The organism is Vibrio sp. Vb0937 (assembly GCF_033338855.1).
In genome coordinates, this window is the sequence record NZ_JAWOTK010000006.1 from 186,463 (window position 1) to 207,311 (window position 20,849).

General features: G+C 43.8%; 19 protein-coding genes. 9 read left to right on the forward strand and 10 right to left on the reverse strand.

Features of this window, described 5'->3' with window-relative positions:
• Window positions 1–7: 7 nt before the first annotated feature.
• Window positions 8–796: a TetR/AcrR family transcriptional regulator gene (locus tag R7P67_RS11710; RefSeq protein ID WP_005377913.1), complete on the reverse strand. Its 789-nt coding sequence runs from the start codon at window positions 794–796 to the stop codon at window positions 8–10.
• A gap of 270 nt (window positions 797–1,066) precedes the next feature.
• Here R7P67_RS11710 and R7P67_RS11715 point away from each other — a divergent pair, with 270 nt between their 5' ends.
• Window positions 1,067–1,252, forward strand: a complete 186-nt coding sequence (locus R7P67_RS11715; RefSeq protein ID WP_005377915.1) for a hypothetical protein — start codon at window positions 1,067–1,069, stop codon at window positions 1,250–1,252.
• Here the strand turns inward: R7P67_RS11715 and R7P67_RS11720 are convergent.
• The 6 genes from R7P67_RS11720 to thrS all read right to left on the reverse strand — a co-directional run bounded on the left by R7P67_RS11720 (window position 1,245) and on the right by thrS (window position 6,120).
• Window positions 1,245–2,054, reverse strand: coding sequence for a helix-turn-helix domain-containing protein (locus R7P67_RS11720; RefSeq protein ID WP_005377917.1), 810 nt, complete (start codon window positions 2,052–2,054; stop codon window positions 1,245–1,247). The two genes, R7P67_RS11715 and R7P67_RS11720, sit on opposite strands and share 8 nt — an antisense overlap.
• Window positions 2,055–2,420: 366 nt before the next feature.
• A complete protein-coding gene (locus R7P67_RS11725; RefSeq protein ID WP_005377919.1) occupies window positions 2,421–2,738 on the reverse strand; it encodes a heavy metal-binding domain-containing protein in 318 nt (105 codons plus the stop codon).
• A gap of 189 nt (window positions 2,739–2,927) precedes the next feature.
• Window positions 2,928–3,281 (reverse strand): 50S ribosomal protein L20, encoded by a 354-nt coding sequence (gene rplT, locus R7P67_RS11730; protein WP_004727974.1) that lies wholly within the window; start codon window positions 3,279–3,281, stop codon window positions 2,928–2,930.
• 40 nt (window positions 3,282–3,321) lie between these two features.
• Window positions 3,322–3,516 carry a 50S ribosomal protein L35 gene (gene rpmI / locus R7P67_RS11735; protein ID WP_005377932.1) on the reverse strand — a complete coding sequence of 65 codons (195 nt, stop codon included), beginning with the start codon at window positions 3,514–3,516 and terminating at the stop codon, window positions 3,322–3,324.
• Between the two features lie 120 nt (window positions 3,517–3,636).
• Complete coding sequence (gene infC, locus R7P67_RS11740) at window positions 3,637–4,188, reverse strand: translation initiation factor IF-3 (protein ID WP_080276913.1); 552 nt, start codon at window positions 4,186–4,188, stop codon at window positions 3,637–3,639.
• A gap of 3 nt (window positions 4,189–4,191) precedes the next feature.
• The gene (thrS, locus tag R7P67_RS11745) at window positions 4,192–6,120 is read right to left on the reverse strand and encodes a threonine--tRNA ligase (RefSeq protein ID WP_005395892.1); all 1,929 of its coding nucleotides are present in this window, start codon (window positions 6,118–6,120) and stop codon (window positions 4,192–4,194) included.
• Window positions 6,121–6,523: 403 nt separating this feature from the next.
• On the opposite strand from thrS, the gene R7P67_RS11750 reads away from it, so the two are divergent.
• Window positions 6,524–7,501, forward strand: a complete 978-nt coding sequence (locus R7P67_RS11750) for a DUF3187 family protein (protein WP_005377942.1) — start codon at window positions 6,524–6,526, stop codon at window positions 7,499–7,501.
• A 6-nt stretch (window positions 7,502–7,507) separates the two neighbouring features.
• Here R7P67_RS11750 and R7P67_RS11755 read toward each other — a convergent pair whose 3' ends face one another.
• Window positions 7,508–8,251, reverse strand: a complete 744-nt coding sequence (locus tag R7P67_RS11755) for a sporulation protein (protein ID WP_025766828.1) — start codon at window positions 8,249–8,251, stop codon at window positions 7,508–7,510.
• Between the two features lie 248 nt (window positions 8,252–8,499).
• On the opposite strand from R7P67_RS11755, the gene hutC reads away from it, so the two are divergent.
• The 6 genes from hutC to R7P67_RS11785 all read left to right on the forward strand — a co-directional run bounded on the left by hutC (window position 8,500) and on the right by R7P67_RS11785 (window position 15,978).
• Window positions 8,500–9,207, forward strand: a complete 708-nt coding sequence (hutC, locus tag R7P67_RS11760; RefSeq protein ID WP_005385493.1) for a histidine utilization repressor — start codon at window positions 8,500–8,502, stop codon at window positions 9,205–9,207.
• Between the two features lie 129 nt (window positions 9,208–9,336).
• The gene (gene hutI / locus R7P67_RS11765) at window positions 9,337–10,587 is read left to right on the forward strand and encodes an imidazolonepropionase (RefSeq protein ID WP_054576441.1); all 1,251 of its coding nucleotides are present in this window, start codon (window positions 9,337–9,339) and stop codon (window positions 10,585–10,587) included.
• Between the two features lies 1 nt (window position 10,588).
• Complete coding sequence (gene hutG / locus R7P67_RS11770; protein ID WP_047100717.1) at window positions 10,589–11,599, forward strand: formimidoylglutamase; 1,011 nt, start codon at window positions 10,589–10,591, stop codon at window positions 11,597–11,599.
• Between the two features lie 73 nt (window positions 11,600–11,672).
• Window positions 11,673–13,370 (forward strand): urocanate hydratase, encoded by a 1,698-nt coding sequence (gene hutU / locus R7P67_RS11775; protein WP_262652493.1) that lies wholly within the window; start codon window positions 11,673–11,675, stop codon window positions 13,368–13,370.
• Window positions 13,371–13,381: 11 nt separating this feature from the next.
• Entirely contained in the window at window positions 13,382–14,917 is a 1,536-nt protein-coding gene (gene hutH / locus R7P67_RS11780) for a histidine ammonia-lyase (RefSeq protein ID WP_017821814.1), read from the forward strand.
• Between the two features lie 335 nt (window positions 14,918–15,252).
• Window positions 15,253–15,978: a DUF3581 domain-containing protein gene (locus tag R7P67_RS11785; RefSeq protein ID WP_170893863.1), complete on the forward strand. Its 726-nt coding sequence runs from the start codon at window positions 15,253–15,255 to the stop codon at window positions 15,976–15,978.
• 110 nt (window positions 15,979–16,088) lie between these two features.
• On the opposite strand, the gene R7P67_RS11790 is transcribed toward R7P67_RS11785, so the two are convergent.
• Together R7P67_RS11790 and R7P67_RS11795 are read right to left on the reverse strand one after the other, a co-directional pair.
• Window positions 16,089–16,550 carry a methyltransferase family protein gene (locus R7P67_RS11790; RefSeq protein ID WP_171345342.1) on the reverse strand — a complete coding sequence of 154 codons (462 nt, stop codon included), beginning with the start codon at window positions 16,548–16,550 and terminating at the stop codon, window positions 16,089–16,091.
• Between the two features lie 73 nt (window positions 16,551–16,623).
• Window positions 16,624–19,659 (reverse strand): FAD-binding and (Fe-S)-binding domain-containing protein, encoded by a 3,036-nt coding sequence (locus R7P67_RS11795; RefSeq protein ID WP_171345341.1) that lies wholly within the window; start codon window positions 19,657–19,659, stop codon window positions 16,624–16,626.
• 263 nt (window positions 19,660–19,922) lie between these two features.
• On the opposite strand from R7P67_RS11795, the gene R7P67_RS11800 reads away from it, so the two are divergent.
• Window positions 19,923–20,603, forward strand: a complete 681-nt coding sequence (locus R7P67_RS11800; protein ID WP_005388843.1) for a DUF3334 family protein — start codon at window positions 19,923–19,925, stop codon at window positions 20,601–20,603.
• Window positions 20,604–20,849: the final 246 nt, after the last annotated feature.

The window sequence follows — 20,849 nt, forward strand, 5'->3', positions numbered from 1 at the left end:
CAGTTTACTAGCGATTCACTGACTCTAAATAAGCAAGCTCTTCACTAAATAACTCCTGCTCCACTCGACGCCAGGTTTTACGGTAGTCCCATTCTGTAGATAAAGGCGACCAACCTAAACCATCAAGTAACATATTCGCGTTGTGCAGTACTGAGAATGGGTCCTGAATTCGCTGAATACATCGACTGTTCGATGCATTTTGCGCCAAAGCGTTTGAACCGAATGCAATAGACCAGTTGGCGAATACAATAGCATCAGAACCAATTGCGGGAGAAAACTTAAGATCACCACATTCTACCGCATTGTTCACCAGCGCATCAGCACCATCTATTACTTGTTCTTCCAAGTTATTCAGTTCATTCACACGTTTAGGCGAAGCCTTCTCTAGAACCCAAGGCGTCTTTGCAACAATCGCACAAGTTGATAGTACTGGCTCCATACGAGCGTAAATACGATAACCTACATGCATCGCAATGATTTTTTCTCTGGTATTGCCATTAAATTTGGCGGTACGTTCGAAAAATATTGCTTCGCTTTTCAGCGAATGAATACAAAGCGCAAGAATCACATCTTCTTTGCTGCAAAAATGATTGTAGATCGTCCCTTTAGAGTAAGGGCTTGACGCTGTAAGCTTGTCCATCGTTAAGTTGGCAAAGCCTTGCTCTTGAACTAAAGACTTAGCCAATTGAATAAGCTCTATCTCACGATCAGCAATCGCCTGTTGCTTTTTTGTTAGCCCTGAAGACACACGACATCCGTCTTGCTTGCTATATTTTTTACAGCGAAAGTTAAACATAATCCTTTGATCCGTATACCAACACACTCCCAATAATTGTAACACGATTCTTTAATACAGGAACGCAACTAAAGTTGACGAACCGTCACAAATGACACTTCGTCATAATAGATCAAAAAACAAACATTTCAAGTATGAATTTATAATTAGAAGATAAATAGCTACCAATTATGCATACCCAAGTAGCTACAGGATGCTTGGTTCAACGATAATGGTTTCTTTGTAGAGGAAGCGAGAGAGGCTTTGGGAGGAACAACGAAGGAAATCAGCATGTTAAAAATAACGAAAGTAGATGCTGAACAGGTATTATTCGAAATAAGCCCAAAACACTTTAAGTCTGAATTAAGAGCAAACACCGCTGAATGCCCTACTTACAAAGTATTTGCTGTCTTAGGCTTTTTCTTTTGCAACGCCCTTTCAGAAACTCTCTTCAAAAAAGGCTCAAAATCTATATAGATAGGCTTGGCTTATCACCTGCAGATGCGATGGCATAACGAATATCATCAATAAATCGCCCCTCTGTCTCAATAATGCCGTCAGAGAATGTGACTGGCTGATGTGGCCCAGCAAGTAGAACAATATTAGTAAAATCAGAGACATTAAAGTTCTCTGCTACAACATTTTTGGAATGAAAATCGATGACGGTCTTTGCGACTTGATCTTCCAGTAACAAAAGCTGTTCTTCGGTAATTTTCATACGCGCCAAAGCAACGCGAACACACTTATCGTGGGTAGTCGTCTGCTCTTTTATGATTTCGGTATATTTGTCGTTGAGCTTGGAGTTCTCTGCATAGCTATAATATAAAGGTCCGTGCAGCGTTATATTTTTATCTTCATCAACGTAAACGAGATCCAACAACTCTAATGCTTTTAAGTAATCGGACATGCTCTGCTCAGACAAGTCATACTTTTTCTTTAAAATAGAATAGCCGTCTTTACCTCGTAACATTCTCAATTCACGATAAAAGTCGTAAAGGTGAGGGAATTGAAAGAATACCTCATCCTGCGTACGACTAAAGTAATCCTCGTCTTCACCTTGCAATTGATTTGCGAGCTTTTGTAGTTCATCTAACGTGCAATCAACCGCTCTACAATATTCCAGCAACTTATCTAAAGCGAGATTCGTGCTTGTAAGATGTCTCTTAAAGGTAGACAGTGGCATACCCATTTTCTCAGATAGCTCTCGATATGTTAGCCCTTTTGTTTTAATCGCTTGGCGTAATGCGGCTAGCAAGTATTCGGGAGTCAGATCTCTCATCTACAATTCCTTTTGGCAATGTTACAGCTGTATAGTATTTGTAACAATTTAGAACCGCTTGGCAAGGTATAAGTTCATATTTTTATAAGAAAAACATGAATTAATATACTGAAAGGAGAATTCACACAACAAATGAAAAATTCAATATGAATTCAATTTCATTATAGATATAAAATAATATGCAAAATAAAGGTAAAGCAATCACTCTAAATTGTCGTGATTAATTTTAATAGTAACGTAAAGTTGAGAATATAAATCCATTCGCTCTACAAAAATCTAGAATAATTAACCTAAAAGGAACAGAACGGTAAATGCATAATAATTCACCGCTCTCTATTGGCATTTTTGCAATGTTATTCAAGTAGACTAGTCCGCTAATTTCACCGCAGTACCAAATGCCAAAATTTCCGAAGAACCATCTACGATTGAGCTTGTGGTAAATCGAATCCCTACAATTGCATCGGCACCTTTAGACTCAGCGTCCGCCACCATGCGCTGTATAGCAATATCACGCGCGTCGGTCATCATTTCCGTGTAACCACGAATTTCGCCGCCAACAATGCTCTTGATACCCGCCATGAGGTCACGGCCAATATGTTTTGATTGAACAACATTACCAGTTACAACCCCTCTGATTTCAGAGATCTGCTTGCCAGGAATGCTTTCGGTCGTTGTGTAGATCATTTTTAATCCCTTATAAACGTAAAAATTTATACCCAAGCTACCTTATAACTAACATAAGATGCTAACCAATAAATTGAGAAGACTGATAAACAATACTCTAAATAGCCAAGCTAAAAGTCATTTGGGTATAAATTTTAGCAATAAAAAAGGAGAGCTAATGCTCTCCTTCTCTTAATCCTAAACTGCTAATTAAAGAGCAGCTTTCGCTTTTTCAACTAGAACTGCAAATGCAGCTTTGTCGAATACTGCGATGTCCGCAAGGATCTTACGGTCGATCTCGATAGATGCTTTCTTAAGACCGTTGATGAAACGGCTGTAAGATAGACCATTTTGACGAGATGCCGCATTGATACGTGCAATCCATAGTTGACGGAATTGACGTTTCTTAGCGCGACGGTCACGGTAAGCGTATTGACCAGCTTTAGTAACTGCTTGGAAAGCTACGCGGTAAACGCGTGAACGCGCACCGTAGTAACCTTTAGCTTGTTTTAGAACTTTCTTATGACGTGCACGAGCTTGTACACCACGTTTTACGCGAGGCATTATGCTTCTCCTAAACTAAACGATTGATAACTAAAAAGAATTAAGCGTATGGCAACATACGGATTACTGCAGCCACTTCACATTTTGGAAGGATTGCATTCGGACGTAGTTGACGCTTGTTCTTAGTAGTACGCTTAGTCAGGATGTGACGTTTTGTAGCGTGCTTGTACTTAATACCACCAGCAGTTTTCTTAAAACGCTTAGCAGCACCTTTGTTGGTTTTCATCTTAGGCATGATGAATAACTCCGCATTGAGTAGGTTTAATAAACAACGTAATTAGGGCGAACAAAACCCAGCCATATGCCTTTATATAAAGGAAAGCGGCTAGGTTTTAATTACTTGATGAGCCGTTAATTACTTCTTTTTAGGGGCTAGCACCATGATCATCTGGCGACCTTCAATCTTCTTAGGGAAAGATTCAACTACAGCAATTTCTGCAGTATCTTCCTTAAGACGATTTAGAACGTCAACACCGATGTCTTGGTGTGCCATCTCTCGGCCACGGAAGCGAATTGTTACTTTCACTTTGTTGCCTTCTTCAAGGAAACGCGTCAGGTTGCGTAGTTTTACCTGATAGTCTCCAATATCAGTTCCAGGACGGAATTTTACTTCCTTGATCTGGACCTGCTTTTGCTTCTTCTTCTGCTCTTTAGCAGTTTTGCTCTTCTCGAAGAGGAACTTACCATAGTCCATCACACGACAAACAGGTGGCTCGGCGTTAGGACTGATCTCAACGAGATCCATACCAGCTTCTTCAGCAGCTGCAATGGCTTCTTGAATCGATACAACACCAACTGATTCACCGTCAGCGCCTGTTAGTCGAACTTCACGAATACCACGAATTTCACCGTTGATACGGTGCGGGTTTTGTTTTACCGGCTGTTGGCCACGTCTTCCGCCTTTAATAGCTTATTCCTCCAGATTGAGCTTACGGCTAGAGATCTCGTCTTGGATGTATGCAATAAAATCATCCACTTTAAATTTACCAAGATCTTTACCTTTACGAGTACGCACTGCAATTTCGCCAGCTTCCATTTCTTGGTCACCAACAACAAGCATATACGGTACACGCTTCAAAGTATGTTCGCGGATTTTAAAGCCAATCTTCTCATTTCTCAAGTCCGCTTTAGCTCTAATTCCACTTTTTTGTAGTTTTTGTACTATTTCTTGAACATAACCTGACTGTTTATCAGTAATGTTCATAAGAACTGCTTGTTCTGGCGCCAACCAAGTTGGGAAGAAACCAGCATATTCTTCGATAAGGATACCGATGAAGCGCTCTAGTGAACCTAGAATCGCACGGTGAATCATTACCGGTACAAGACGTTCATTGTTTTCACCTACATAAGTTGCACCTAAGCGACCTGGTAGGTTGAAGTCTAGCTGGACAGTACCACACTGCCACGCACGGTCTAGACAATCGTATAGTGTGAATTCAATCTTAGGACCGTAGAACGCACCCTCGCCTTCTTGAATTTCGTATGGGATATCCATCGATTCAAGAGACTGCTTCAATGCTTCTTCAGATTGATCCCAGATTTCATCTGAACCTACACGTTTCTCTGGACGAGTAGACAGTTTCACTACGATGTTGTCGAAACCAAATGTTTGGTACGTATCGTACACCATCTTGATACAGTTTGTTACTTCTTCTTGAATTTGGCTCTCAGTACAGAAAATGTGAGCGTCATCCTGAGTAAAGCCACGTACACGCATAATACCGTGTAGTGCACCAGATGGTTCGTTACGGTGACATGAGCCAAACTCAGCCATACGTAGCGGTAGGTCGCGGTACGATTTTAGACCTTGGTTGAAGATCTGTACGTGACCTGGACAGTTCATTGGCTTAATCGCGTATTCACGGTTCTCAGAAGAAGTTGTGAACATTGCATCAGCGTATTTGTCCCAGTGCCCAGAGCGTTCCCAAAGAACACGGTCCATCATAAGTGGACCTTTCACTTCTTGGTAACCGTACTCATCTAGCTTAGCGCGGATGAATACTTCTAGATCTCGGAAGATAGACCAACCATTGTGATGCCAGAACACCATACCCGGTGCTTCTTGCTGCATGTGGAATAGGTCTAGTTGCTTACCAATCTTACGGTGATCACGCTTCGCCGCTTCTTCTAGGCGAGTTAGGTGCGCTTTCAGTGCTTTCTTGTCGTGGAAAGCCGTACCGTAGATACGTTGAAGCATTTTGTTGTCGCTGTTACCACGCCAGTAAGCACCTGCAACATTCAGCAAAGTGAAGTGTTGACAGAAGCTCATGTTAGGAACGTGAGGACCACGACACATGTCGATGTATTCTTCATGGTGGTAAAGGCCTGGACGATCATCACGAGATACGTTTTCGTCTAGGATTTCCACTTTGTATGGTTCGCCACGTGATTCAAACGTATCACGCGCTTCCTGCCAGCTTACTTTTTTCTTAACCACTTCGTACTTGGTTTTCGCTAGCTCTTTCATACGCTTTTCAATCTTTTCAAGATCTTCTTGCGTTAGAGATTCGTCTAGGTCGATATCGTAGTAGAAGCCATTGTCGATGGTTGGACCGATCGCCATTTTAGCTTGAGGGTAAAGCTGCTTAAGAGCGTGACCAAGAAGGTGAGCACAAGAGTGACGAACGATTTCTAGACCGTCTACTTCATCTTTAACTGTGATGATTTCAAGGCTTGCGTCTTCTTCAATTAGATCACACGCATCAACGCGGTTACCGTTTACACGACCAGCGATAGTTGCTTTTGCAAGACCGGGACCGATCGATTGCGCAACTTCCATAGTAGATACTGGGTTGTCAAATTGACGCTGACTGCCGTCAGGAAGAGTAATAATAGGCATGCTATGTCCTTTACAGTGGTGTTGCACACCAAGCAACACATGTTATTCAAATTAGAAGCTATTTGTTGAAAATAGTTGAGAGTCAATAAAGGCCTCTCGGTAACACGAATACCGGACCGTTATCGAAAGTGGGATTGTACCTAGCTCACATTTAGAATGCAAAGCGCGATTTTGTTTTGTCATAAGAACTTAACCGCAGACCCGTCACGACAATCTGATCATGCTTTTTTAAGAGACCGCATAGCTGATGAATGGAATTGCCCCTCAATGAACTTACACAACAAATTACAATATCCCCTATTACGTGTGAACCGATACAAAGCCTAACACGCTGGGCGAGAGCTCAACGTGCGATTTAGGTATATAGTTGTTTTATAGAGTAGTTTGTATGTAGGTATTCATCATGGTCTATTTCAAATCGCGCTTTATGGTGCTTCTAAGCACCTCGATATGTTCTTTGCAAGCCTTCGCATCAAATGACTTATATGGCCCGCTGCGTTCTTACGCACAATCCCCAATGCAAGTGGTTAGTCACACCAACATACTACGTTCAGGACACAGTCTGCCCTCTGGTTTTGTCGAAGCCTATGGTTCGGGAACCGTGGCAAGTGTTTGGGCTCATACTGATGAATACGCACTGGATTATTACCACAATCAAATCGAATTAGGCAGCAAATGGCAAGTCAGCAACCGTTGGCAGTGGGAGCTCAACTATCGATGGGTCTTTGCCGCTGACAACCATTTAGATGGACTGACGAAAAGCTTCCATAAACTTTTCGGTATCGGACAAAATGGGCGGGATAAAGTAGACAGAGATCGTTTTTACATTTCAATGCCGCAATATGATGTGCTTGAAGATGATTTCGAAGGACAAACACTGGCCAATAACCTATCTACTTACTTACAGTATCAAGTGTTCCAAAATGAACATCACGGCCTATCGATTGGCGGCAGTTTGTATTTTAACGATGTGGCTCACGGCACTTTTCAAGGCAGCAGTTTCGAGCAAGGCTTCCAATTAAACTACAGCTACTTAAGTGATGCTCATGCATTTTATTCGATGATTGGCATGACTTTTCGTTCGGATGACCGTGCCTTGCTCGATCTGCCTTATCGACATAATACGATTGCCATTGCAGGTGGGTACCGTTATGCCTTAGAAGATAACCATCACCTGATGTTGGAATATCATTGGTATCAAGGCTCAACAGAAGGACCCACAGAGTTTGCTGATGCCTCTAATGAACTGGTATTGGGCTATCGATATCTAATGGAAAATTCAGCGCTTGAGTTTTTAGCCGTAGAGAACGCAAGAAACATGGATAACAGTACCGATATCGCTTTCACAATAGGATATCGGTACATATTTTCATCAAGTTGATGAGAGCTATAGATTTAGCGTTGGTGCAACTGCGGCTGCGACTTGAGCATCGGTTGCATTGATCGGCAACGTAAACGAGCGATATTGGTCACCAGCCAAACTGAGCGAACGGTCAATCTCTGCCAAACAATGCATGACCTGTCCTTCCAGAATAAAAGAAAGCTCAATTTCTTTTGATGAGATAAAGCCGTTGTTACGGAACTCTAGCTCTTGATAAATACCAGAGCGAGAGGAAAACGAGCCACCGCGCAAAAAGCCTTTTTCAACATCGGCTTTAACCATAGTGAAACCAGCTTGCTCGATCGCTTGAATAACCCGAGATGCTACTGGTAAAGGTTTCACTTCAATATAGTCACGGTCACGCGGATCAATTGCAAAATCAATATCTAACGTCGTCTCGACCCAAACATGACATTGATTCTTAAGTGCGCTAACCGCAGTAATTGGTGTTTCATCATGCAGTTTTAGCTCAAACGGAACCTGCTTTTCTTCATTAGGTTGAATCACAAAAGGGTCAACTGCTTTCAATTGATCAATAGTGAAGGTTTGGTAACTTACGCTATCATCCACTTCGACTTTCATTTCCGTGTTCAATTTAATCGTAATAGCATCAATTTGTTGTTCGACATCTCCGCCTTTGATATGAACATGCCCTTTCAGCGTCGCTCCTTGAAACACGCTCATTTCGTCCAAAATGGTATCTACTTTTGCAGAGCCGATCCCCAGTGATGCTTTCAATTTTTTAAACATATTTTTCCTTTTTTAGCGACTTTTCTTCTAATAATCGTTTGTTTACACAATTGTTTTCTGCTGTGCAAGCAATAGACCACAAGAAAATGTTTGAATTCAATCATCAAGCCAAATAATGCTCAGCAGCAAGAGTCATTCAGCCCTGCTATAGGATTGTTCGGTCACTAAGCGGTACATTCGTCGAGAAATGTTTGCAATTTGTACCTAAATTAAGCAGTATTTGTATAGTCAAATAAAGGGAAATCATTATGTCTGCACCACTCTACATTCAAATTAAACAATTTATCCTGGATAAAATTGATGCTGGAGAGTGGGTAGTTGGTCATCGCATCGCCACCGAGATTGAGCTTACCGAGCAATTTGGTGTCAGTAGAATGACAGTGAACAAAGCAATTCGGGATTTAGTAAATGAGGGCCGATTACAACGTCGCCCACGCTTAGGCACGTTCGTGTGTGATCCTGGTGAAAAGTCAGAATCTCCCCTGCTAGACATTCGAAACATTGCCGAAGAAGTCAGCGATAGAGGGCGAAAGTATGGCAGTAAAGTGCTCAAACAGATTGCCATAAAAGCAGATGACAACATTGCGACAAAACTCGGCGTTATGCTAGGCACGACAGTGTTTTACAGTGAAATTATTCACTATGAAGACCAAACGCCGATTCAATTGGAGCTCCGCTGGGTGAATAGCCAATATGCCCCGAGTTATTTAAATCAAGACTTCACACAAATCACTCCAAATCAATACCTGTCAGATAATTGCCCACTCAGCGCGATAGAACATACTGTAGAGGCAATTGTGCCTGAAAGCCGTATTAAGCAAGACTTAAAAATGCAAGCCAATGAACCTTGCCTTCTCTTGAATCGCAGAACGTGGAGCCAAGATAAGTTAGTCAGTACCGCCCTACTTTATCACCCTGGTAACAAATATAAGCTGAGCTCAAAAGTGCTCATTTAAGGACAAGATTTATCCTCTAGATCTACGTTTTGATCACATTTTAGCAACATCAATCTTGTCAGTGTTCTTATTTTGCTCTATTTATTTGTATATACATTTAATGATACAAATAAACACAGGGACACAAACATGGATTTGCTGATTGAAAACGCACGTCTAGTTACCATGCAATCGGGAGAATGCGGATACCTTCCAACGCCTCCAGCGCGCATTGGTATTAAATCTGGAAAAATCGTTGCGATCAGTACTTGTGCCATTGGTGAAGACGCACCGCAAACCGAGTCTCTGCTGTCTGCCCAACATTACGCTCAGAGTATCGACCTTCAAGGCAAGTTAGTTCTGCCAGGTTTGATCGACTGCCACACTCATCTTATTTACGCGGGCAATCGTGCCAACGAATTTGAAATGCGCTTAAACGGCGTGCCATATCAAGAAATTTCCAAACAAGGCGGTGGGATACTTTCAACGGTGCATGCGACGCGTTCAGCAACCGAAGCGCAATTAGTTGAGTTAGCGTTGCCACGTTTAGACGGGCTACTCGCGAGCGGCGTCACTTCTGTCGAAGTGAAATCAGGCTACGGATTGACACTGAATGATGAAATAAAAATGCTCCGTGCAGCCAAAATGCTTGAACAAGAGCGCAAAGTTAAAATCACCACTACACTTCTCGCCGCTCACGCCATTCCGCCAGAGTTCCAAGGTCGTGCAGATGATTATATTGAGCACATTTGTCAGGACATAATCCCTGTTGTCGCAAAGGAAGAATTAGCTACGAGTGTCGATGTTTTTTGTGAATCGATTGGTTTCAATCTTGAACAAACAGAAAAAGTGTTTGTAGCTGCAAAACGCCACGGCTTAAAGGTTAAAGGGCATACTGAGCAACTTTCTAATCTCGGTGGTACAGCCCTCACTGCGCAATACAACGGTCTGTCAGCGGATCACATCGAGTTTTTAGATGAGCAAGGTGTTAAAGCACTTGCTCGATCAAACACCGTCGCCACTCTATTGCCTGGCGCTTTTTATTTTCTAAGAGAAACTCAGTTACCACCGATTGAGTTGTTGAGAGAGCATAACGTGCCGATGGCAATTGCTACGGACGTCAACCCAGGTACATCACCATTTTCTGATCTCACACTCATGCTGAATATGGCGTGCACGCTATTTCGCCTTACACCGCAAGAAGCATTGCGTGGTGTAACGCAACATGCAGCCAAAGCTCTGGGTTATCAAAACTCACGTGGCGAAATCAAAGTAGGGTTTGATGCGGACTTCTCTATCTGGGATATCGAAAGCCCTGCGGATTTAAGCTATCAAGTCGGAGCAAAACGTCTGGTAGGTCGTATAGTAAATGGTGAATACATTTCACACGGAGGCCAATAATATGTCTCAATTCGACCTACACTCTCCCCTATTTCATTGGCAAGGCCGTCATGATGCCGAGGACGGCAAGCTTGGTCAGCGAATTCATCACGTTGTTCAACGCCAAAAAGCAGATGAGTTGAGTGCCGTTGCGCATGGCGTCTCATTACTCGGTTTTGCTACCGACGCTGGCGTTGCGAGAAACAAAGGACGCATTGGCGCGAAAAAAGCGCCAGACTTAATCCGACGAGCACTCGCTAATTTAGCATGGCACCAAGACGCCCCACTATATGACTTAGGTACTGTGGTGTGTGAAGACGACTTACTGGAAGAGAGCCAAGCTCTATGTGCAGCAACCATTTCAAGCGCACTGCCCCATACGCCAGTCATCGTGCTAGGTGGTGGGCATGAGATTGCGTGGGCCTCGTTTTCCGGCTTAGCGGAATATTTTAAAGCGCACCATCCAGAGAAGAAGCCTAAAATCGGCATTATTAATTTCGATGCGCATTTCGATTTGCGCGCATTTGAGAGCAACCTCACCGACATAAGACCGAGCTCTGGTACACCCTTCAACCAAATTCATCATTTTTGTCAACGTAACGATTGGGACTTTCATTACGCTTGTATTGGTGTAAGCCGTAGTAGCAACACTAAAGCGCTATTTGAAAAAGCAGATGCGTTAAATGTTTGGTATGTAGAGGACAATCAGCTCTGCTACTTAAACCACAGTTATCACTTAACTCAGCTTCAGCATTTTATTGACGACTGTGACTACCTCTATTTGACCATTGATCTAGATGTATTTCCTGCCGCAACCGCACCTGGAGTCAGCGCACCAGCAGCTCGGGGAGTGAGTTACGACACTATTGCACCCTTTTTAGAGCGAATTCTTCATTACAAAAATAAGCTAATGCTGGCTGATATCGCCGAATACAACCCAAATTATGACGTCGATAGTCAAACTGCACGATTAGCTGCCCGTTTGTGTTGGGATATCGCCAACGCAATGGCGGAAAAACAGCACAAACCATAATGCATCCCAGATGCCACTGATTATTACGACCAAGCAAGTACTTGGTCATCACGAGAAACTAAAGGAGTCTGAAATGACACAGCGCCAGGGACAAGATCCACGACTTGATACAAGCAGAACAATTCGTGCACCTCACGGAGATAAACTGCGCGCAAAATCTTGGCTAACCGAAGCCCCTCTTCGTATGCTGATGAACAACCTTGATCCTGATGTTGCAGAACATCCACATTCACTGGTTGTATATGGCGGCATTGGCCGAGCAGCGCGAAACTGGGAATGTTACGACAAGATTGTTGAAGTGCTTGAAAGACTCGAAGATGACCAAACGCTTTTAGTTCAATCAGGCAAGCCTGTTGGTGTTTTCCCTACTCATAAAAATGCCCCACGCGTGCTTATCGCAAACTCAAACCTTGTTCCGCATTGGGCAAACTGGGAACACTTCAACGAGCTCGATAAACAAGGCTTGATGATGTACGGCCAAATGACCGCTGGCAGCTGGATATACATTGGCTCGCAAGGTATCGTACAAGGCACATACGAAACGTTCGTATCTGTTGCAAAAAAACACTTTGACGGTGAAGCAAAGGGCCGTTGGATTCTAACAGGTGGTCTTGGTGGCATGGGTGGTGCTCAACCTCTCGCTGGTACAATGGCGGGCTTCTCCATGATTGCAGTAGAGTGTGATGAATCACGTATCGATTACCGCCTACGTACAGGCTATGTCGATAAGAAAGCGACTTCTTTAGATGAAGCGCTAGCTATCATTAAAGAGTCAGACACACCAGTATCGGTTGGTCTACTAGGTAATGCAGCAGACGTTTTCTCTGAGCTGGTAGAACGTAATATCACGCCTGATGTCGTAACAGACCAAACGTCTGCACACGACCCGCTCAATGGCTATTTACCACAAGGCTGGAGCATGTCTCACGCAGCAGAAATGCGTTTGCAAGATGAAGCAATGGTCGTAAAAGCAGCGAAAAAATCCATGGCTGTGCAAGTTCAAGCGATGTTAGAGCTGCAAAATCGCGGCGCCGCAACACTCGACTACGGTAACAACATCCGCCAGATGGCCTTGGAAGAAGGCGTAGAAAACGCATTCGATTTTCCTGGCTTCGTTCCAGCCTACATTCGTCCTCTATTCTGTGAAGGTATCGGTCCTTTCCGTTGGGCTGCTCTCTCTGGCGATCCTGAGGACATTTATAAAACCGACCAAAAAGTAAAAGAGCTAATTCCAGATAATCCGCACTTACATAACTGGCTAGATATGGCTCGCGAACGCATCCAGTTCCAAGGTTTACCTGCGCGTATTTGCTGGGTTGGTCTTAAAGATCGTGAGCGTCTTGGTCAAGCATTCAACGAAATGGTGAAAAATGGCGAACTTAAAGCGCCCGTTGTCATTGGTCGAGATCACTTAGATTCTGGCTCTGTAGCAAGCCCGAACCGTGAAACCGAAGGTATGATGGACGGTTCTGACGCCGTATCAGACTGGCCATTATTAAACGCGCTACTCAACACGGCGGGCGGCGCAACTTGGGTTTCACTACACCACGGTGGTGGCGTAGGTATGGGTTTCTCGCAACACTCAGGTATGGTTATCTGCTGTGACGGCAGTGAAGATGCCTCACAACGTATTGCCCGCGTGCTGCATAACGACCCAGCAACAGGCGTGATGCGTCATGCTGATGCGGGATACGATATCGCTAAACAATGTGCAGCAGAGCAAGGGCTAGATTTGCCAATGTTCAACGAAGAACTGAAGAAGCTCAAGTAAGGATGAAAGAGATGTTAAATTTAACGCTAAAGCCAGGTCATATTAGCTTAAACGAACTACGCCAAGTGAGCCGTTCACCAGTCAACCTTACTTTGGATCCTGAAGCCATTCCGGCCATTGAAGAAAGCACACAGGTCGTAGACCGAGTCATCGCGGAAGATAGAACGGTTTACGGAATTAACACTGGTTTTGGGCTATTGGCTAACACACGAATAGCACCAGAAGATTTAGAAACACTGCAACGCAGTATCGTTCTTTCTCATGCGGCAGGTATCGGTGAGTTTATGTCAGATGAAACGGTTCGTCTGATGATGGTATTAAAAATCAATAGTCTGTCTCGTGGCTTTTCTGGGATTCGCCTAAAAGTCATTAATATGCTGACCGACCTAGTCAACGCACAAGTTTACCCTTGCGTACCTAAAAAGGGCTCTGTTGGCGCATCAGGTGACTTAGCTCCTCTAGCCCATATGAGCACTGTATTACTGGGAGAAGGACAAGCTCGCCACAACGGTAAAATCATTTCCGGGCAAGAAGCATTAAAAATCGCAGGTCTAGAGCCTATCACTCTGGCGCCAAAAGAAGGCTTAGCGCTACTAAATGGGACTCAGGCATCCACAGCGTTCGCATTGGAAGGCCTGTTTATCGCGGAAGACCTTTTCGCGTCAGCAACCGTTTGTGGTGCAATGTCTGTTGAAGCCGCTCTCGGCAGCCGACGTCCATTCGATCCGCGCATTCACCGTGTACGTGGTCATCGCAGCCAAATGGACGCAGCACTCGCATACCGTCATTTGTTAGACACATCGAGTGAAATAGGTGATTCGCACACTAACTGTGAAAAAGTACAAGACCCGTATTCTTTGCGCTGTCAGCCTCAAGTGATGGGTGCGTGTTTACAGCAAATCCGCAATGCGGCGGAAGTATTACAAGTAGAAGCGAACTCCGTATCAGATAATCCGTTGGTGTTTGCTGAAGATGGTGACATCATCTCTGGCGGTAACTTCCACGCGGAGCCGGTTGCAATGGCAGCCGACAACCTAGCACTTGCGATTGCCGAGATCGGCAGCTTGTCTGAACGTCGTATGGCATTACTTATCGATAGCGCGCTATCAAAACTGCCACCGTTCTTAGTCGACAATGGTGGTGTGAACTCTGGTTTCATGATTGCACAGGTTACCTCTGCTGCGTTAGCAAGTGAAAACAAAACACTCGCTCACCCAGCGTCAGTAGACAGCTTGCCAACATCTGCAAACCAAGAAGATCACGTGTCAATGGCAACATTCGCGGCTCGCAGATTGAAAGAAATGGGCGAAAACACTCGCGGTATTCTGGCTGTCGAATACCTCTCAGCAGCACAAGGCCTAGACTTTAGAGCGCCAAACAAGTCCTCTGAGCGTATTGAGATTGCGAAACAAATGTTGCGTGAAAAAGTATCGTTCTACGATAAAGATCGCTACTTTGCTCCAGACATTGAACAGGCAAATACTCTGCTTAAGCTGGCTATCCACAACACGCTCATGCCAGAGAGCTTGTTACCAAGTGTTCAATAACCAAGCATAACTGGCATTTCATCGAATAAACAGATAATGACTTGAAGGCTCTACGTTCAGCGTGGAGCCTTTTTACATACGATTAAACATGTTGATGGCACTATTTATGAACGCCTGTCTACTTTGATGGCTATACTTTAAAAGATAGGCGAGCGAAAAGGTCGTTGTTTATTGTTTTCGCAAATAAAAGCGTTGCTAAAGTATGCGTTTTTAACGGTTTATCCGCCGAAATAGTGTCTTATTGTTAGGATACGGTGAAGTTTTCACTGGATGGACCATTGCTACGCAGATATTCGCATATAATCCCACACAGTTTTGGTTACTACGTAAAAATTATGTTTCTAACACCTTATTTTTCAAACACTAATCACCAGTTTCAGTTCACTCGCGAACAAGCAAGCCACTTTGCAAAACGTGTCGCAGGTGACTACAACCCAATTCATGATGAAGACAACAAACGCTTTTGTGTCCCTGGGGATTTACTTTTCGCTGTGCTTCTTAGTAAAGAAGGCGTTAGCCAAAAGATGCGTTTTAACTTCTCTGGCATGGTAAACGATGGTGTAGCACTTCATATTGAAAATAAGTGTGACAAAGAAAGCGCTGTTGTTGACGAGGCAGGTAAAGAATACTTACACATGTCCCGTGAAGGTGAAACTAACCACGATCCGGCATTTATTGAGCATGTAGTGACAAATTACGTGCAATTTTCTGGTATGAACTTCCCTCACATCATGGTTCCTCTTATGGAAGAGAAGCAAATGATGATTAACTGCCAGCGTCCATTAGTTATTTATGAAAGCATGGAAGTCGAATTTTCACGCTTAGACCTTACGCATCCAGAGGTGGATTTCACTGGCGCAACATTCGACGTAGAAGGAAAACGAGGTGTAGTCACCTTAAACTTTGCGTTCAAAGAAGACGGTGAAGTCGTTGGTAAAGGTATTAAGCGCATGGTTGCAAGTGGCTTGAAGCCATATGACCAAGAAGCGGTTGACGACCTTGTACGCCGCTTTAATGAACGTAAGGAAGCATTCCTAGCAAAGTTCGTTAAGGCAGCCTAGTCGACTGCCCTATCAGAAGCGCACAAAAAACGTGTTTACTAAAAGAAAGCCCAACGTCGACCGTTGGGCTTTCTTTTTATGTCTCATCCAAACAAAACTAAACGCAATGCTTAGAGCCAACGACGAACATGATTTTTATAATCCACATACTCCTCACCAAACAATCGCTCTAGAACGCGTTCCTCAGGCTTGATTTGAAACCGATTCATATAACTGACAAATATCACGCCACAAAGCACCACACTCAAGTGCTGCCACCACAAACCAGTTGCTATGATTAGGAGCAGTAATGCCGTGTACATAGGGTTGCGTGAAAAGGCAAACACACCAGTTCTTACAACAGAAGATGCCGCTTCAGGTTTTACTGGGTTTACTGTGGTTTTTACTTTGCGAAATTCATACATACCAGCAATGCCTATGTAACCAGACAACAAAGTTAATACACCTACTACAAATTCAACAAAGGGTACTCGAATGTTCATGCTCGGCGTCAAAACTTTAAGTCCATACATCAAAAGTATGACTAACAAAAACACCACAACAGGTGGGACTTTGAGTTCAAGTTTTCTCAAGATTCATATCCTTTGAAAGGGTCTAAATACGGTTTCTAAAAAGCCCAGTAAAACTGGGCTTGATTTAGTCCGATTACAACAAAGTTAACAATGCCTGAACGGGATGCTTGGGCTTCGTTCCTTCAAAGCGTTTCACTTGGCTGCGGCAAGAATAGCCTGTAATCAAACATCTCTCGTTATCCAACTTATCTAAGCTTGGCTTCCAGCTTAAATTGTAAATATCTTTCGACATCGACAACTTATCAACCTCATGACCAAACGTACCCGCCATACCACAACAACCAACAGGTACCGTATTCAAAACTGCACCAAAGTGAGCAAAAATAGCGCCCCACTCTTTTTCCGCATTTGGCATTTTGGTTTTCTCAGTACAGTGAGTAAACAGATACCAAGGTTCCTGCGCCTTATGCTCTCCGCTTTCAAACGCTTCTAGTCTTGGGTAAAGCCATTCGTGGGCTGTTAGTACATCGAAATTACCTCGCTTACTGCCAAGCACTTCAGCGTATTCATCTCGATAACACAGCACCAAAGCAGGATCGACGCCAACTAATGGGATATCCAAATCCGCTACCATCGCCAAGAACTTCGCTGTGTCGGCTGCTGTGTCCTTAAACTGACGTAAAAACCCTTTAATGTGTTGTGCTTTACCATTCGGCTTAAACGGCAGAAGCACCGGATTCATACCCAGCTTTTTCAATAACTTAACGAAGTCTTCAACGACATCAGCGTCGTAGTAACTAGTGAATGGGTCTTGAACAATTAAAACATGCTTGCTCTTTTCAGACGAAGACAAACCACTGAGCGCTTGCAGATCATAAGGCGTTGTCAGCGACTCTACTCGTTGTTTCAAGGTGGGTACTGATAACAACGGCGCATCGACATACCCGACCGTAGATGCCGTTAAACTTTTCACCCACGACTGCTTCAAAACACCATTTACGACACCTGGCGCTTTCGCCATCATCGGCAGCATAGTCTCAATGTTGGCAACCAGATAGTCTTTTGCAGGACGTTGATAACGAGAGTGATAAATGTTTAAAAAGCGCGAGCGAAAGCTCGGAACATCGACTTTAATCGGACACTGGCTCGCACATGCTTTACACGCCAAACAACCATTCATCGCTTCATACACTTCGTGAGAGAAGTCATACTCGTGACGACGATTGATAGAATGACGTACGCGGTCAATCATGGTTTTGATTGATGTTTTGTTTTCTAGTGTTTGCTTTTCTAAGTCAAGAATATCAATGCCTTGCTCAGTAAGCTGACGCAACCACTCACGAACCAAACCTGCACGACCTTTTGGTGAATGACGACGATCGGCTGTTACTTTCATCGATGGACACATTGGCGAGCTGGTATCATAGTTAAAACACAAACCGTTACCGTTACATTCCATCGCTTGTTTAAAGCTGTCACGTACTTGAACGTCAATCTGACGGTCATAGTAACCACGTTTGGTATCGGTAACTTTGACAAGCTCTGCATCACTATCCAGCGGTGTACAGATTTTACCCGGGTTCATTTTGTTGTGTGGATCGAATGCCGCTTTCACACGTCTCAGTTCAGTAAACAACTCGTCGCCGAAAAACTCAGGGCCATATTCTGAACGGAAACCTTTGCCGTGTTCACCCCACATCAAACCGCCGTATTTCGCCACCAGCTTGACCACTTCATCAGAAACTTCGTGCATCAATGCTTCTTGGTGCGGGTCACACAAATCCAACGCAGGACGTACATGAAGCACCCCAGCATCGACGTGACCAAACATGCCGTAATTCAGAGACTTGCTGTCTAACAGTTCTCGAAACTCTACAATGAAGTCCGCCAGGTTTTCTGGTGGCACACAGGTATCTTCAGCGAATGCGACCGGTTTAGCACGACCTTTTGCTGCGCCTAACAAACCCACCGCTTTTTTACGCATGTTGTAAATACGCCCAATGCTCGCTACATCGTTACAAACTTGGTAGCCGATAATGCCCGCTTCTTCTGTTTCCAACATGGTATCGAGCTTGGCGGTCAATGCTGCAACCTGAGCAGCAACTTCCTCTTCGTCCTGACCTGCGTATTCCACCATATTGATACCAAGCATCTCTTTATTTGGAACATCGGTAAGTAAATCGCTCACGGTGTGCCAAACGATATCTTGCTTCGCGAGATTAAGCACTTTTGAGTCAACGGTTTCTACAGACAGCGCCTTCGCTTCTACCATAAACGGTGCATTACGCAGTGCAGAATCAAAGCTGTTGTATTTAACGTTAACCAAAGTACGCGCTTTCGGAATTGGCGTCAGGTTAAGCTTCGCTTCGGTAATGAATGCCAATGAACCTTCAGCGCCGCACAGTACTCGTGTGATATCGAAACGGTCACCTTCTTCATTCAAGGCATTTTTTAAATCGTAGCCCGTTAAAAATCGGTTAAGAGGAGGAAACTTATCTACGATCTGCTGGCGTTTTTCACGACATACGGATTCCGTTACACGTAGCGCCTTGGCAGCAAACTCGCCTTCTTTTGGGTAACCATGAGACAAGTCCGACTCTAAAATTGAACCATCAGCAAACACCGCTTGTAGCGACAAAACATGATCGGATGTTTTTCCGTATTTCAGAGAACCTTGACCAGAAGCATCGGTGTTGACCATGCCGCCAATCGTTGCACGGTTACTGGTAGATAAGTCTGGAGAGAAGAAGTAGCCATAAGGGCGAACAGCGTCATTTAACTGGTCTTTCACTACACCAGTTTGTACACGAACCCAGCCTTCTTTCTCATTAATCTCAAGCACTTTGTTCATGTGACGAGACATATCCACCACAATACCTTTGGTTAGCGACTGACCATTGGTCCCTGTGCCGCCACCACGAGGTGAAAAGGTAATTCGTTCGTACTTTTCTTTATTGCTCAGTTTCCCGAGGAGAGAAACATCTTCTGTCGTTTTGGGATGAACGACAGACTGAGGAAGTTGCTGGTAAACACTGTTGTCAGTGGCAACCGCTAGTCGACTTGAATATTGGCTTTCGATATCACCAGTGAATCCGGCGTGCTCAAGCTCTTTCAGAAAACTAAGAACAAGAGGATCGACATCAGTTTGCGAGTGTAATCTTGGTAACATTTGCTTCCTGCCCCTACGACGCTGATCCGATCAGCTGCGGGTTGTGTAATTATTTGCTCACTTCTCATACAAATTGGCGCTAAGCGAAAAATAACACCACAAAAGAGTTAGTGAAGTAATATTCTTTGAATTTCGTCACTTTACAACATTTAAAAAGACGAGCAAATCAGAATCTCGATACAATAATTAAACTTATGCTTTATTTTTTCACGCTTGATGCCTTACATTGGGGAACGAATCGCGTTTCTAGATGAGTTTTCAGAATGAAAAAAAATAAAATTGTGACCACTGAAGATATCCTTCTCAAACTTTGCCAGTCTGTTTCTGGCGTACTTACTTCGGCGACATCTTCTCAAGTAAATTACTCAGCAATGGTGCAAAAAATCCACAAGACTAGCCTCAAACCAGATTTTGGCTGTTTTGTTCTGTTTGATGGCGGATTTACCGGGCTAGTTGTGATTAATTTTACGGCAAAAGCCGCACTGGAGATCTACACCAACTACATGCGTAATATGGGCATGCCAGAAGAAGAACTGGCAATATCTCATACTTCTGACGAGGTAGGCGATGTTCTGGGTGAACTCATGAATCAACTGGTCGGAGACTTCACTAATAAAATTCGTAAAGACCTGCAAACGAACATCACACAAAACCAACCAAAAATGCTGGCGCTGAATAAGCAAGTTATCTTACAAGTTGATACCAACCTTGACCGCCCTCAAGCGCGCAGAGTGACGTTCTCCACCGAAAACAACAATATTTTCTATCTCGAACTAGCAATGGATAAAACTGAGTTCATCCAACTGGAAGAGTTTGAAGTTGCTGAAGACGAAAACCCAGACGACATTTTAGAGGCAACACGTAAACAGTTGGCTGAGAAAGAATCTAAATCGTCGGGATCAAACGATGATGCCGATGACTTGCTCAACCAGCTCGGGTTGTAATTCTAACGAATCTTAATGAAGAATGGCTTCTTAGACACAAGTACGACTTCATACTGATTACGACGAACTAAAACGCCAGCCTCGCTTAATGCGAGGCTTCTTTTTATGTGCTGAAATTATCTTCAGTCCCACCTTGTATTTCGTTTTTATGTCAAAAAAGGTAATATGTCTGACTTCATAAATTTTCTGCTTTCGTTACTGGTTGTCGATGGATAAACAAAAAGCTCTGAAAAAAATCGCCAAGTG